The sequence below is a fragment of the Mesorhizobium sp. WSM4806 genome (assembly GCF_055811635.1).
In genome coordinates, this window is record NZ_JBVVQZ010000026.1 from 25,965 (window position 1) to 40,525 (window position 14,561).

12 protein-coding genes and 1 pseudogene are annotated in these 14,561 nt (G+C 57.7%); 2 read left to right on the forward strand and 11 right to left on the reverse strand.

All coding sequences use genetic code 11. From position 1 onward, the window contains the following. Nucleotides 1-31 precede the first annotated feature (31 nt). Nucleotides 32-1,117: an ABC transporter substrate-binding protein gene (locus AC0L2M_RS30540; RefSeq protein WP_473536749.1), complete on the reverse strand. Its 1,086-nt coding sequence runs from the start codon at nt 1,115-1,117 to the stop codon at nt 32-34. A 294-nt stretch (nt 1,118-1,411) separates the two neighbouring features. On the opposite strand from AC0L2M_RS30540, the gene AC0L2M_RS30545 reads away from it, so the two are divergent. Continuing rightward, nucleotides 1,412-1,873 carry a transposase gene (locus AC0L2M_RS30545; RefSeq protein ID WP_473536750.1) on the forward strand — a complete coding sequence of 154 codons (462 nt, stop codon included), beginning with the start codon at nt 1,412-1,414 and terminating at the stop codon, nt 1,871-1,873. 352 nt (nt 1,874-2,225) lie between these two features. Here AC0L2M_RS30545 and AC0L2M_RS30550 read toward each other — a convergent pair whose 3' ends face one another. Beyond that, on the reverse strand, nt 2,226-2,579 hold the full coding sequence (locus AC0L2M_RS30550) for a hypothetical protein (RefSeq protein WP_473536752.1): 354 nt from the start codon (nt 2,577-2,579) through the stop codon (nt 2,226-2,228). Between the two features lie 337 nt (nt 2,580-2,916). On the opposite strand from AC0L2M_RS30550, the pseudogene AC0L2M_RS30555 reads away from it, so the two are divergent. Continuing rightward, nucleotides 2,917-3,241 (forward strand): annotated as a pseudogene (locus tag AC0L2M_RS30555) (transposase); the annotation flags it as partial. A gap of 163 nt (nt 3,242-3,404) precedes the next feature. Here AC0L2M_RS30555 and AC0L2M_RS30560 read toward each other — a convergent pair. From AC0L2M_RS30560 to AC0L2M_RS30600, 9 genes are all read right to left on the reverse strand, one after another. Then, a complete protein-coding gene (locus tag AC0L2M_RS30560; protein ID WP_473536753.1) occupies nt 3,405-4,187 on the reverse strand; it encodes a maleate cis-trans isomerase family protein in 783 nt (260 codons plus the stop codon). 421 nt (nt 4,188-4,608) lie between these two features. Beyond that, nucleotides 4,609-4,893, reverse strand: coding sequence for a hypothetical protein (locus AC0L2M_RS30565; RefSeq protein ID WP_473536754.1), 285 nt, complete (start codon nt 4,891-4,893; stop codon nt 4,609-4,611). Nucleotides 4,894-5,174: 281 nt separating this feature from the next. Beyond that, nucleotides 5,175-5,336, reverse strand: coding sequence for a hypothetical protein (locus AC0L2M_RS30570; protein ID WP_473536755.1), 162 nt, complete (start codon nt 5,334-5,336; stop codon nt 5,175-5,177). A gap of 74 nt (nt 5,337-5,410) precedes the next feature. Beyond that, nucleotides 5,411-7,063 carry an ABC transporter ATP-binding protein gene (locus AC0L2M_RS30575; protein ID WP_473536756.1) on the reverse strand — a complete coding sequence of 551 codons (1,653 nt, stop codon included), beginning with the start codon at nt 7,061-7,063 and terminating at the stop codon, nt 5,411-5,413. Next, a complete protein-coding gene (locus AC0L2M_RS30580) occupies nt 7,063-7,887 on the reverse strand; it encodes an ABC transporter permease (RefSeq protein ID WP_473536757.1) in 825 nt (274 codons plus the stop codon). Before AC0L2M_RS30580 ends, AC0L2M_RS30575 begins: the two co-directional genes overlap by 1 nt. Nucleotides 7,888-7,896: 9 nt before the next feature. Next, nucleotides 7,897-8,856: an ABC transporter permease gene (locus AC0L2M_RS30585; protein ID WP_473536759.1), complete on the reverse strand. Its 960-nt coding sequence runs from the start codon at nt 8,854-8,856 to the stop codon at nt 7,897-7,899. Nucleotides 8,857-8,867: 11 nt separating this feature from the next. After that, nucleotides 8,868-10,457 (reverse strand): ABC transporter substrate-binding protein, encoded by a 1,590-nt coding sequence (locus AC0L2M_RS30590; RefSeq protein WP_473536761.1) that lies wholly within the window; start codon nt 10,455-10,457, stop codon nt 8,868-8,870. A gap of 712 nt (nt 10,458-11,169) precedes the next feature. Next, nucleotides 11,170-12,600, reverse strand: a complete 1,431-nt coding sequence (locus AC0L2M_RS30595; RefSeq protein ID WP_473536762.1) for an aldehyde dehydrogenase family protein — start codon at nt 12,598-12,600, stop codon at nt 11,170-11,172. Between the two features lie 156 nt (nt 12,601-12,756). Continuing rightward, complete coding sequence (locus tag AC0L2M_RS30600; protein WP_473536764.1) at nt 12,757-14,343, reverse strand: GMC family oxidoreductase; 1,587 nt, start codon at nt 14,341-14,343, stop codon at nt 12,757-12,759. Nucleotides 14,344-14,561 lie beyond the last annotated feature (218 nt).

Below are 14,561 nucleotides of genomic sequence, written 5' to 3' on the forward strand. Positions count from 1 at the left end.
GATATCCCGCCCCGCCTTAAGCGCTTTCGGCTTAAAGCAGAGGAACGATTTCCTGTTCCCAGCGCTGCATCCAGGCATTTGACTGTTCGGAGAGGTAGGTCCAGTCCGGTATGTAGGCGTATCGATCCGTCTCTTCGTTGTTGAGCATGAAGGGCTTCATTAGGTCGGACGCCTTCGACTTGATATTAGCAGGCACACCGCCGCTAATCCGATTCAGCAATTCGTCGTTCTCCGGGTTAATGGCAAAGTTCGCGAACTTGAACGCGGCTTCCGTGTTCCCGCCTTTCAGAACACACCAGCCCTCGTCGAAAATAAACGTTACGAAGCCGGTCTGCCGTTCCATCTTAGTCAGATATCGGATTTTGAAGTCCGAAGACATGGCCGCAACAGCACTACTGGCCTGAATGGTAACGCTAGTTTCGCCAGAAGTGATGGAATTCTGAATGTCGATATCCGAATTTGCGATGCGTCCGATATTTCCGCTGCTCGCCAATTTTTTCATGAAATCCCAGGCGGGCTCCATATTGCGTTCGTCGCCCCCTTTGTGCAGGGCCATTGATACCATATGAAGGTTGCTGCTCAACGTAGGAACCGGAAAACAAATCTTGCCTTTGAGGCGGGGGTCCAAGAGGTCATCGAGATTGGTTAACGCGAAGGGAGTAGTGTCTTCCCGATAGAACCATATGATACTACTTGTTTTGCGAGGGATGTTTATAATGTTTCCCGCTTTGTCCTTGTAGAGTAGCTTTTGTGGAATGTCGGCGAGATTTGGAACTTTTTCCACGGTGACTGGCTCCGCCCAGCCCTCGTCGGCGATAGTTTTCCACATGCCGGTCCATCCCGCTACAAGGTCTATGCCAGGTTTTGGCCAGCGGGCTTTGATAACTGGCAGAATTGTGGCGCCACTTCCGGTATAAAGTTGCCAATTGATCTCAACAAACGATTGCTCGCTTGCAACCGCTTTGATGGAGTCCACATAGACCCCCCCCCATTCGGTCGCAGTGATGGTCTCCGCGGCCCGAGATCTACCGGGGCCTGCGAGCCACATGCCAGTGCCCACAGCCGCAGTGGAAGCGGCGGCTTTGAGAAATTCACGTCGCGAGGCCTTAAACATCATGACCTGCTCCCCATTTTGGTACGCATTTAGTGTAAATTTTTCTACATTTTCATGATAATAGTGCCCGCAATGCTTTTGCCGTCGAATTTTGCCCAAGCCGCGACTGTCTTGTGCGTATCGCGGGGGCAGTCTGGCGAAATTCTGCGTACGCGCACATCGACCCCGGCGTCTTTTCGCGTGGCCGCGCGGGAAGGATCTCTGTTGTTCACTCACGGTTGACTAGACTAGGCAGTGGCTTGCAGGCGGGCTGTTGGCGCGAGGCGATCCATTTGGTGACAACCCTGCATCGCATCAGTGGAAGACGTCGGAGTATCTAGAGGTGGCCGGCCCCCAGTCGGCATAAAAAGGACTCAGGAAACTGGGGGCGCTTGGCCGATCGCGCGCCGGCTTTACCACCAAAAAAATGCGCGGTGCGACGAAAAAGGTCGACCTCTGGGCTTCGTCCTGATATCTGGCCACGCGCATGATATTCAAGGCTTCGGGCCGCTGTTTCGAATGATCGCCGACCGTATCGAGGCGCTCCTGGCGGACAAGGGCTATGACTCCGACGCAATCCGCGAAGATATCGCCAAAGCTCGAGGCGGTCATCCCCGCCGTTGGCGCAACCTCGTCGAGCGCCTGGATAACGAGCTGAAGAACTGGGGCCGTATTGCCACACGCTACCACAAGACCAAGGAATCCTATCTTGGCTTCGTGGCCCTCGCCTCAATCAAACTATGGCTGCCCTTTGGCCACCAAGCCAAGCTACGGTTATGACGAAGTCATCAGCTTGAACGCACCAGCTTGGCTTCACCTAGAAAGGCGCGGTTGCGCCGCCTCCACGAACCATTCGTCCAGCACATGGTGCAGAACGATGTTCGCGAGAAGCGGGCTAATCACGCCTCCCTGCGTGGTTCCAGTCACCGAGTTCTGCAGGGAGCCTCCTTCGAGTGCTCCTGCCTTCAGCTATTTGTCGATTCTGCGTCGAATGACGCCGTCAGTGATCCGCAGGTCGAGGAAGGATCGCAGATGCCTGTGATCGATGCTGTCGAAGTACTTCGAGACATCCGCGTCAATCACCCAATACTGTCGTTGTCCCATGATGCCAACGCGCAATCGGCGTAAGGCATCATGAGCAGAACGGTCCGGCCGAAAGCCGAAAGAACAGTTCAAAAAGTCCTGCTCGTAGATCGGCTCCAGAAGCATCAAGATCACCCGTTGCGCCAGCTTTGTCTTCAATGGTCGGAATGCCCAGCGGACGTTTCGACCCACCTGTTGTCGGTATGTAGTGACGCCGCACCGGCGGCGCGCGATAGCTGCCCGAGTTGATCCGCGACAGAGTGCTTTCAAGGTTCACCTCCAAATCCCTCTCATAGTCGGCAGCCGTACGGCGGTCTATGCCCGCCGCGCCATCTTTGCGCGTCAGGGCCCACGCCTCGAACATCCATTCAGGGTCAATCAGGGGGTGCAGGGACGTAAGCACCCGGTCCGGGTGCTCCCTCGCCTGTTCGGCTATCCACTGCTGTTTGTGTACACGTGTGGGGCTCCCCTCCGATGTTTCCAAGTCGGTGGGGACTACATTCGACGCCCCCTTCCCTCGACCGGTTGCGCTGGCCACGGTTCCCCGCTTTCGATGGTACTATGGGGCGCTCCGAATTCCCGAACCGCATCCCCTTCGGCTTATTGTTTGCGCCAGCCGGGTCTGCAAGATCCTGCCTGTTCGGGTAGTATGCTGAGAGTTCTGCAATTCGCTGAGAGGGGGCGGTCATGGCAGGCTGGTGATGTTCAACGTCACCTGATTCCCGCGAAGGAACGCCACCATGACCAAGACTGAAAGTAAGACCGCCAGCGCCGCCGTCAAAGACATTCTGCTTTCGGGCCCGCAAGGTCTGCACGAAGTCATCCGGGCGGTGATGCAGGAGGTGCTACGAGGCCGAGATGGACGAGGCTCTGGGTGCTTCGAAAGGCGAGCGCACACCGGAGCGGCTCGGCTATCGCTCGGGTTATTATGGCCGCCCTCTTGTCACCCGTGTCGGCAAGCTTGAGCTGCGAGTTCCGCAGGACCGGGCCGGCCGCTTCTCCACCGAGCTTTTCGAGCGTTACCAGCGTTCGGAGCGGGCCTTGGTGGCGACGCTTGCGGAGATGCCTCAACGGGTCAAAATAGCTGCTGATGTTGCGAAATGTCGGTGGTGGACTTGAGCAAGACCGGACCATAATGCAGCCGTCTCACCAGACGACGAGGTCAAGACCAGTCTCATCCATCCGCTGCTTTACCTTCATCTGCGCCCATCATACTATTATACTGGACCTACAGCCTCAACAACCTTCCGTACCCAGGAATTGGCTTGCTATATCCCGCAAGCCGTAAAGATTGCCAAAATAGCGCCTGTACAGCGGTGACCACCGGCTTTTTTATCTTCTCTTCGATCTTTTCGATCACCTCAACGGCCCTGATGGCTGTGCACGAAATGAACAATGCATCTGCGGCAGATGTGTCCATCTCGGCAGCGGCATGAAAAATGCTCTCTGGCGTGATTTTCGCCACCAGTTCATTGTCTGATATATTGAAGCTGTTGAATGCTGTTATTTTCATTCCGGATGCTTCAATATTGCTGGCGATAATCTCATTCACATCGTCGGTATAGGGGGTCAGAACGGCGATACGTCGTGCTGCCAATCGTTCAAGCCCTTCTAAGGCGGCTGTGATAGGGGTGCTGCAAGCTATGCCGGAACGCCCCGCTTGAATAAGTTCTTGAACCCTTTGGAACCCCATTACTGCCGTTCCCGACGTGCAGGAGTACGCAACCACATCCAAACGCCCCTCTGGCACAAGGAGGCGAGTAGCGTCGGTGATGAGCGGCGCCATTTCGTTCAGCGACATCACCGAACAGTCAGATGCATGAAATAATCGGCTCGTATAGATGACCACGTCATCGTGGGGCCGCATATTCATAAAGTCGCGTTCAGTGGCATAATCATTGGACAATGCGAGTAGCCCGATTCTGTACTTCCCCGGGCCCTCATCGAATTCGGCGGTGGTATCCACCCGCCCGAAACGGCGCGTGGTGTCGTTTTTCGCTGCGGCAGGCATTCGAATACCCTGGCTGTTGGTTGTTGGGATCTCGCAGAATACCGCGCGCGGCAAATCAAATGTCGCCGAAAACACTCATTATCGGGATGGAATTCTGCTTCCTTCTCGGCAAAGTTGGAGAATCGCAACGCCGATTCCAAAACTGCATCGAACTTACACAGCACCCTAGCTGCCGCCCGAGACCGGTTTTAAGCAACTGGCGGGATCTCGTGAGATCATTCGCCCAAGCCGTCGGCCGGCTTGTCGCAATTGGACGCGGAGGCCTCGAATCGCCGACGACGGCAGCCCGATGCGGTCGGTCCGGCTCGCTGATGCGGGTCAGAACAAGACGGGGGTTGCCGTCCTCACCAACGGCATCGCAATGTGCCAAGTTGATGTGGTGTAGGCCAGAGCAGGTCCAGCGCCTGCCTCAGATCGGCGATCAAGTCGCCGGCGTCTTCCAGACCGGCGAGAGACACATGAGGCTGGCCGATGCCGTCGGCAGATGAGCATCCTTGCAGATGCTTTTACGGGCACGTGTCAGACTGGCCGGATGGTAGATGAGGCTGTCAGCAACACCGAGGCTAACCGCTCGAGTGACCAGGTTGAGCCGGTCCATCGTCTTGCGTGGAGGCCGAAAGCCAACATGCCTGATCCTTTGGACATCTGCTTTCCTGCAATCGCCTGATCGGGATGCGAGTCGAGACGGATAGCTCACCCATGCCACCGCAGGATGCGCTTTGAGCGCTTGTTCGGTCGAAAGAGCGACCGCGCTGTGCCGCCGCTCCGGTGATGTAGCGCAATCCGGTTTCGTGCAACGTGTGGAGTCTTTTTCGCATCACCTAGGATGGCCCCGCCGACATCGCCATGGCCGCTGATGTATTTTGTGACAGATCGACCGCGATGACCTTGATCCCAACGCGGGACCGCCTGTTCGACCATGGCGAGATGTTCGCGTAAAGGTCTTATGGCCAATGAGTTAGTCGCCTTGGGACAGCAGCGACAGGATCAGCGTGCCGAAAAGCCGCCATCGCCCGAGGCGACGACCAGCCCTGCTTCAGCTCCTTCGAGATTGACGAGCCGTTTTTCAAAGATCTCGGTTATTGGATTGTATTCGCGTGCATAGAGCCTTCCACCAAGCGCGGCTGCAGCGGTCGGCAGTCTCGGCACCCCCGGCTGCTCCGAATGGACTGCATGAAACAGCACCAGGTAGTATGCAAGCTCTGCCTGCGCCCCATTGACGCTCAGTGTCCCGCGCCTTCCATATGGCGTCCCTTGATGGCCCTTTCCAACCAGCCAACCTCCATCTCAGGAACCGAGGAGAGCAATAGTTCGGTATAGGGATCGAAGGGAGGCCTGTGCACGTACGTCTTGGAGCCGTAGCGGACAACGTCGCCGCGGTACATGACAGCGATGGAATCGGCGATCGCCTTCACGGTCGCAAGATCGTGGGTGATAAACAAATAGGCCACATCCTCGAACTTTTGCAGGCGAAGGATCAGTTTCAGGATGCCATCGGCGACAAGCGGGTCGAGCGCCGATGTCACCTCGTCGCAGATGATCAGCTTCGGCTTGGCGGCGAGCGAGCGGGCGATGCAGACGCGCTGCTTCTGCCCGCCGGAAAGCTCGGCCGGGTAGCGGTCGATGAACCCCTTGCCCATCTCGATCTTGTCGAGCAGTTCGCCGACGCGGGCGTCGCGCTCCTTTCCTCGCATGCCAAAATAGAATTCAAGCGGCCGGCCAATGATGGTGCCGACCGTCTGCCGCGGATTCATCGCTACATCTGCCATTTGATAGATCATCTGCAATTCGCGAAGATCATCCTTGGATCGGTCAGCGAGCCTTTGCGCGAGCGTGCGGCCAGCGAAGGTGATGCTGCCGGCGATGGGCGGCAGCAGCCCCGTGATGACGCGGGCCAAGGTGGATTTGCCGGAGCCGGACTCGCCGACGACAGCGAGCGTTTGGCCGTGATGGACGTCAATCGAGACGTCCTGCAAAACCTTCACGGCACCGCCACCATAAGCAGCAGTGGCGCTCCTCACCGACAACAGAGGCTTCGGCGTCGGTTGCTTCTCCTCATGCTCAATCGAACGCACCGACACCAGCGCATTGGTGTATTCCTGGCGCGGTTCCTTGATGATCTGCCGGGTTTCCCCGTGCTCCACCATCTTACCGTCCCGCAGCACCATTATTTCGTCGGAGACCTGGGCGACCACGGCAAGGTCATGGGTGATGTAGAGCGCCGCCACATGGGTGTCGCAGATGGCGTCCTTGATCGCCGCCAGCACGTCGATCTGCGTCGTCACGTCGAGCGCCGTGGTCGGCTCGTCGAAGACGATCAGGTCGGGCTCGGAGCACAGCGCCATCGCCGTCATCACGCGCTGCAGCTGGCCGCCGGACACCTGGTGCGGAAAGCGTTCGCCGATGCTTTCGGGGTTCGGCAGGCTGAGCTTCCTGAACAGCGCGATGGCGCGTTTTTCGGCCGCGGCCCGCGTCGCCGTGCCATGCAGCAGCGTCGCCTCGACCACCTGGTCCATCAGTCTGTGCGCCGGGTTAAAGGCGGCAGCAGCCGATTGCGCGACATAGCAGACCTCGCGGCCGCGCAGCTTGCGAAAGCCCTCCTTGCCGCCCTTGAGGATGTCGCGGCCGTTGAGGATGACCTCGCCGCCGGTGATGCGCACGCCGCCGCGGCCATAGCCCATCGACGCCAGGCCGATGGTCGACTTGCCGGCGCCGGACTCGCCGATCAGGCCGAGCACCTTGCCCTTCTCGAGCGTCAGCGAGACGTCGTGGACAAGCACGATGTTCTTGGGCGCCTCGCCCGGCGGGAACACGGTGGCCTCGATGCGCAGATTGCGGATGTCGAGCAGCATGGACTTTGCTCGCTGGTCAGCCATCATCCGCGCCCTCCCTTGAGGCTTGTCGTGCGGTTGAGCACCCAGTCGGCGACAAGATTGACGGAGATCGCCAGCATCGCGATCGCCGCGGCAGGGATGAGTGCCGCCGCTATACCGAAGACGATACCATCCTTGTTTTCCTTGACCATGCCGCCCCAGTCGGCGCTAGGCGGCTGCACGCCGAGGCCGAGGAAGGACAGCGTCGACAGGAACAGCACGGCATAGATGAAGCGCAGGCCGAGTTCCGAAACCAGCGGCGACAACGCATTGGGCAGGATCTCGCGGAAGATGATCCACGCGCTGCCTTCGCCGCGCAGCTTGGCCGCCTCGACGAAATCCATGACGTTGATGTCTACGGCGACCGCCCGCGACAGGCGGTAAACGCGGGTCGAGTCGAGAATGCCCATGACCAGGATCAGCGTCACCAGATTGGTTGGCAATACCGAGAGCACGACGAGGCCCATGATCAGCGTCGGGATCGACATCAGGAGATCGACGAGGCGCGACATAAGCGTGTCGAACCAGCCACCGAAAACCGCCGCCGAGAAGCCGAGGATGGCGCCGAGCGAGAACGACAGCGCGGTGGCCAGCACCGCGATGAACAGCGTGACGCGGGCGCCGTAGATCATGCGCGAAAGAAGGTCGCGGCCGAGATTGTCGGTGCCCAGCAAATGTGTCGCCGACATCGGTGCCCAGACGTCGCCAACGATCTCGCCATTGCCGTAAGGCGCGATCCAGGGCGCGAAGATCGCCGCCAGCACGAACAATGCCGTCAGCACCAGGCCGATCAGCGCAGGGATGGGGATGCGTTTTATGTCGAGCATGCCCGCTCCCTATTTCGGATGTCTGAGACGCGGATTGGCGACGATCGCCGCTATGTCCGCAATGATGTTCAAGCTGATGTAGACGGCGGCGAAGATCAGGCCGACCGCCTGCACCACTGGCACGTCGCGCTTGGTGACATGGTCGACGAGATATTGGCCCATGCCCGGATAGACGAAGATCACTTCGACCACGACGACGCCGACGATCAGATAGGCGAGGTTGAGCATGACGACGTTGATGATCGGCGCAATCGCATTGGGGAAGGCATGCCTGCGGATGACGGAAAATGCCGAAAGCCCCTTGAGCTCGGCGGTTTCCACATAGGCCGACTGCATGACGTTGAGGATCGCGGCGCGCGTCATGCGCATCATGTGGGCGAGCACCACCAGCGTCAGTGCTGCCGCCGGCAGCATGATCGCCTGCATGCGCTCGCCGAAAGGCATTCCGTCATAGACCGTCGAGATGCCGGGGAAGATCTGGTATTTCACGGCAAAGAAATAGACCAGCACGTAGCCGATGAAGAATTCGGGAAACGACGTCGAGGCAAGCGCCAGTCCGGAGATCAGCTTGTCGACCCAGCCATTGCGGTAGCGCACTGCAATCAGGCCGAGGATGATCGCCAGCGGCACCGCGACGGCCGCCGCCCAGAAGGCGAGGAACAGCGTGTTCCATAACCGCCCCTGGATCGACGTCGCAATATCCTGACCGCTCGACATGGCAGTGCCGAGATCGCCGGTCACGACGCCGCCGAGCCAGCGGAAATAGCGGATAAAGGCCGGATCGTTGAGGCCGAGCTGCTCGCGCAGATTGGCGAGCGATTCCGGTGTCGCCGACTGTCCCAGGATGGCTTGCGCGACGTCGCCGGGCAGGATCTGGGTGCCGGCGAAGATCAGGACCGATACGGCCAACAAAAGGAGGATGCCCAGCGCAATGCGCTGGGCCACCAGACTCAGAACAGGCGAGCCCATAAGCATGCTTTTCAGACTTGGAGCCAACATTGCGCCAATGCGTAGCCGTTGCACATGTCCCGCGCTGGATACTTCACGAAGCCTTTCACGTCCGGCCCCGTCGCGTCGATGAACTGGTTGAAAAACGGCACGGTCACGCCGCCCTCGTCACGAACGATGATGGCCATTTCGCGATAGAGGTTCTTGCGCTTGTCCTGGTCGAGTTCGCCGCGTGCCTCGATGAGAAGCTTGTCGAACTTCTCGTTGAAGAAGTGCGTGTCGTTCCACTGTGCCGTTGACAGATAGGCACTCGAGTACATCTCGTCTTGCGTTGAGCGCCCGGTCCAGTAGGAGGCATAAAAGGGCTGCTTTTGCCAGACCTCCGACCAATAACCATCTCCAGGCTCCCGCTTGATCTCCAGCGTGATGCCGGCCTTGGCCGCGCTCTGCTGGAAGAGTTGCGAGGCATCGACGGCGCTAGGGAAGGCAACGTCCGACGTGCGCAGCAGGATCGGCCCGCTGTGGCCCGACTTCTTATAGTGGAACTTGGCTTTTTCCGGATCGAAGGCGCGCTGCTCGATGTCATCGGAAAATAGCGGATAAGCATCGTTGATAGGAAAGTCGTTACCTATTGCGCCATAGCCGCGAAGGATCTTGTCCAGCATTTGTTCGCGGTCTAATGCAAGCTTCAACGCCATCCTGACATCGTTGTTATCGAACGGCGTGGTGTCGCAGAACATATTGAAGAGATAGCAACCGCGCCCGGTCACATTCTGAATGGTGACACCGGGGCCGCGCTTCACCAGATCGACGACCTTCGGCTCGACGCGGTTGATCATGTGGACCTGATTGCCCTGTAGGGCCGCAATTCGAGCTGAGGCATCGTTGATGACGAGGATTTCGACCTGATCGGCGTGGCCGAGCTTGTCACCCTGCCAGTAATCCTTGAACTTTTCCCCGACGTGCCGCACACCCGGTTCGTTGACCGCGACCTTATACGGGCCAGCTCCGATGCCCGCGGCGGGATCGTCCTTGCCGCCATTGGGCTGGATGATCAGGTGATAGTCAGTCATGAGATAGGGCAAATCAACGTTGGGTTCTTTGAGCGTGATCACGACGTCACGACCATCGGCCTTGATGGCTTCAATACCGCTCAGGATGCCCAAGGCGCCGGATTTGGACTCCTTATTGGAATGGCGCTCTAGCGTGGCCACAACGTCTTGGGGCGTCACTTCCTTGCCGTTGTGGAATTCGATGCCTTTCCGGATTTTCAGAGTCCACGTCTTGACATCCTTCGACGAGCCAATTTCCTCAGCGATGCGGTATTCGAGGCCGTTATCGGGGGTCACTTCCATCAGCATCTCGCCCCAACATCTGCCAAAAGTGATTGGGGGTGCCCCCGCCGGAAGCGCTGGATCGAGACTGTCGGTGGCACCACCGCCTTGAAGGCCAGCTTTCAGGATACCGCCCCTTTGGGGCGCCTGCGCCTTAACGGCACCGGCAACAAGCGAATTAGCGACGGTGGCGCTGACGCCGAGAGCCGTCGCATGGCGGAGAAATTCACGTCGACTCAACTGGCCCGCAGCGGCGCGGCGGCCGAGATAGTCGAGTTCCTGCGACATTGGCTCGTCCTTTTCCTAGTGCCGACAACATGGCGTTCGTTTGCTGATCGTAACTCGGCAATTGAGCCGTTCTACCCAAATGATGTTCTTCTCCATGCAGGAATACGGCATTTTCCTGCCTCTATGTACGTAATGCGACGGTCAACGAGGTCCCGCGTTTCCCGTGTTGGGGTTTTACGGCACCTCAACGTCACGCACTTGCACCGGTCAGACTAGATTGCAAATGATCGCCGACACACACAAACTCACTTGCCTACTATGGCTCGAGGACTGCTATATACGCGACATGCAACGGCTACCCGGCTGGAGATCTGATAATGTGCACCCGGCAAGTTCGACTGCACATTCGGAAGCTTTCCTGAGCCGCAGCGCGTGCCTGCTCGACTACCAAGGCCTCCCTCGGTGGATTATCAATACGCCTCGCTCGCCGACGCCTATCTGTGTTCTGAAACCGCAGTCTTCGCATGCCTTCACACACGCCAGCGAATTGGCGAATTGACATAGCAGCCGTTTTTAGCCGTTAGTCCCAGCCGCTGCTGTTACATTCCAGTACGCTACAGTCCGACCCTCTCGGACTGTCCAGATAACAGGGTAGTTGGATCGACTGGGCGATGTCGTCCACGCTGGAAAATCGACCGAAAGGAAAAGAAAAACGGTCACGACGCGCCAACGAACGATTAGTCTCACAAGGCCTATATGGACGCGACGCAGATTACGCCATAGGGGCGTCGTAGCCATGCAGCGCCTTCACTTCGAGATACTCCTCCAAGCCCCATCTGCCATTTTCGCGCCCATTTCCCGATTGTTTGTAGCCACCGAACGGCGCGGCTCGGTCGAATGCTGGATAGTTTATATGCACACTGCCGGCCCGCATACGGGCTGCCACCCTGCGGGCGCGCGCAAGGTCCGACGATTGAACATATGCTGCCAAGCCAAAAACCGTATCGTTGGCGAGCTCGATCGCCTCGTCCTCATCCCGGTACGGTAGGATTGACAGAACTGGCCCAAAAATCTCCTCTCGCGCGATAGTCATGTCATTGTGGACGCCAGCAAATATTGTTGGCCGGACGAAATAGCCTCGGTTCAGATGTTCCGGCCTACCAAGCCCGCCAGTGACGAGATCTGCTCCCTCTTGGATGCCAGCCTGGATAAAGCCCTGTATCTTGTCAAATTGGTTTCTATTGACTACTGGACCGATGTTTGTTTTGAGGTCACGTACATCCCCAACGATCAGCCGTTGTGCGACCGCCTTGGCGATCCCCTTCACCTCGTCGTGGCGGTCTGCTGGTACAAACATACGGGTGGGTGCGCTGCAAGCTTGGCCGCTATTGCGCATCACTCCAAGCACACCCTTCGTGACAGCACTTTCGAAGTCCACATCAGGCAACAGAATATTCGCCGATTTTCCTCCAAGTTCCTGCGCTACACGTTTGACGGTTCTCGCGGCTGACTGAGCAATCAAGATACCGGCGCGTGTCGAACCAGTAAAAGAAACCATTTCTATTCCGGGATGCGCTGAAATCGCTTCGCCCACAACAGCGCCTTCCCCTTGGAGCATGTTATACACGCCAGCGGGCACACCGGCAGCATGCATGATTTCGGACCAAATGATAGCATTCAACGGGGCCACTTCGGAAGGTTTGAGCACCATCGTGCAACCCGCGGCAATCGCTGGAGCAACCTTCATTATGATCTGAAGCACCGGATAATTCCAAGGTGTGATCAATCCGACGACTCCGATCGGTTCTCGGATGATCTTGGTCGTTCCTTGTAATTCTTCGAACTGATAGTGCTCCAGGACTTTTATAACGCTTCTAAGGTCAGCCGATGCCAGCTGCCACTCGCGGGCGATTTGAAGCGGCGCACCTAATTCCGTGCAAAGCACCGAAGCAATGTCTTCTTGTCTCTTCTCGTATTCTGAAAGGATATCTCGGAGTAGATCCAAGCGTCCACGTGGAGTAGTTGTAGAAAATTTAGGAAACGCTGCGCGAGCAGCAGCCACGGCGCGATCAACATCCCTTGGTCCGCCCCCAGCGATGCGAGTGAATACTTCCTCGGATGAGGGGTCAATCACGTCCAGTAGAGTTGACTCCAAGGGATCGACCCATTCCCCATTCACATAGTGTTCGCGTTCGTGCTGCAATTCTCACTCCCTGTTAAATCTTGGCGTTGAGCCTTTTCGACGCCGAGTTTCCGAGAATTCGATACCAAATTCAGACTGAACCTTGGCAATGTCCTTTGGCTCAAGGAGGGGTTAAAGTCCCATCGCATCGTGGCGGCAACGCCTGTCCTTGTTCAGCTAGGGGTGTATAAGGTCCGCCGCGCGCTCACCGATCATAATACACGTGGCGTTGGTGTTGCCTGCAATGTGAGTTGGGAATATCGACGCATCCGCAACCCACAAGCCCTCAGTCCCACGCACACGTAGGTCGGGAGTCACGACGGCCTGGTCATCGATGCCCATTCGGCATGTGCCGACAGGATGGAAGCCAGGCCCAGTCGAGTTGCGCACATAATCTTCGTCGGCCTCAGGCCCCGCCTCACGGGGAGGCACGTCTATAAGCTGGAGCACATGATTGCCGAAGGGTGGCGTGGACGCCAGCCGCCGAACCCAATCTAGGCCGAGCAAGACCCGTTTTAAGTCGTCTGGGTGGTCGAGCAGGCGGGGATAAATGGCTATAGGGTCTCGGGGATCATTCGATCTAAGCGATAAAAAGCCCTTGCTTTTTGAATGGTTTACATTGGCGTAGATCGTTACAAGATTTCGCGGTGGGATGTGTCGCCTCCCATTCTTCAATAAAAATCCGAAGGCCAAAAGATGGAATTGAAGGTCGGGCACTTTTTGATCAGGAGTGGACTTGAGGAATGCTATGACTTGCGCCAAGGACTCGGTGAGCACTCCCTTCCTTGCAAAAGCCCATTCTGCGAACGCGCGAATCCGTCCAAACCCTAACGCGTAAGCGTTTCCCGTCTTTATATTCATCTCGGCGAGGACATGGAGGCACGGATGCTCTAAAAGGTTCTGGCCCACCTCGGGGCTGGTCACAACGGTTTTTATGCCATGCTTCGAAAGTTCGGCAGGATGGCCAATGCCGGACAGCATCAGGATCTGTGGCGAATTAAGTGCACCGGCTGACAGCACGACGCCGCGTCGCGCACTTGCGCGGATGACCTGACCACCGCGCGTAAAAACGACGCCCTTTGCACGATTCGTCTCCATTATCAGACTGCTGACTAAGGCGTCGTCCATGACGACCAAATTAGGGTCTTTCTGCAGCGGTCCAATATATGCGTCGAATGCTGAATGGCGCATCCCGTCCTTCGTGGAGCCCTGATTCCAAGCAACTCCCTCATGTGAGGCTCCATTGAGGTCAGGGTTATGCGGGACGCCCAAATTCACAAGACTGTCGATGAATTTCTCGGCAACCGGGATGCGCCAACGCAGCGTCGAAACGTGCAGTGGCCCCATACCCCCGCGATAGGCGTCATTGTCTGTATATTTATCCGCAGTCTCCATCTTACGAAAGTACGGAAGAACAGAATTCCAGTCCCATCCGTTGTTGCCGAGCTTCCCCCAAGCGTCAAAGTCACTCTGTGCACCGCGAATGAAGATCATACCGTTTATGGCCGACGAGCCGCCCGGGACGCGGCCACGCGGCCATAATTCCTTGAGCCCATTACGCGTTGGATCCGGCTCAGTCATATAATTCCAGTCATAGCGCTTGTTGCCGACGGTATACATTGACGATGCCGGGATCCGCGTTACGTGAAGTTTTTCACGCTTGCCAGCTTCAAGCAGCAAGACGCGGGCTCCCTTCTCCACAAGACGAGCAGCAACTGGGGATCCGGCACTGCCGGAACCGACGACGATGTAGTCGAATTCCATTGTTCAACCTCGGTCACTTGGAATAGGCGCGGCGCACAGGCTGTGGACGTTGTAACTTATCAAGGAGCACCAGCGTGGCTTGCTAGCCAATGATCGACAGGGCGACGTGGGGTCCATCCGCCGGCTTGCTTACGGAAATCGACTCAAGGCATCAGCGCGCTGACCGTCGCGCGCTGATGCAGATCTATTCCACAATTCCGCCTACACGCCGCGCTACG

Excerpts from the sequence above, each read along its gene's own strand:
- AC0L2M_RS30540 (WP_473536749.1), bottom strand. The coding sequence starts at position 1,117 with ATGATGTTTAAGGCCTCGCGACGTGAATTTCTCAAAGCCGCCGCTTCC.
- AC0L2M_RS30560 (WP_473536753.1), bottom strand. The coding sequence starts at position 4,187 with ATGCCTGCCGCAGCGAAAAACGACACCACGCGCCGTTTCGGGCGGGTG.
- AC0L2M_RS30575 (WP_473536756.1), bottom strand. The coding sequence starts at position 7,063 with ATGGCTGACCAGCGAGCAAAGTCCATGCTGCTCGACATCCGCAATCTG.
- AC0L2M_RS30580 (WP_473536757.1), bottom strand. The coding sequence starts at position 7,887 with ATGCTCGACATAAAACGCATCCCCATCCCTGCGCTGATCGGCCTGGTG.
- AC0L2M_RS30585 (WP_473536759.1), bottom strand. The coding sequence starts at position 8,856 with ATGGGCTCGCCTGTTCTGAGTCTGGTGGCCCAGCGCATTGCGCTGGGC.
- AC0L2M_RS30590 (WP_473536761.1), bottom strand. The coding sequence starts at position 10,457 with ATGTCGCAGGAACTCGACTATCTCGGCCGCCGCGCCGCTGCGGGCCAG.
- AC0L2M_RS30600 (WP_473536764.1), bottom strand. The coding sequence starts at position 14,343 with ATGGAATTCGACTACATCGTCGTCGGTTCCGGCAGTGCCGGATCCCCA.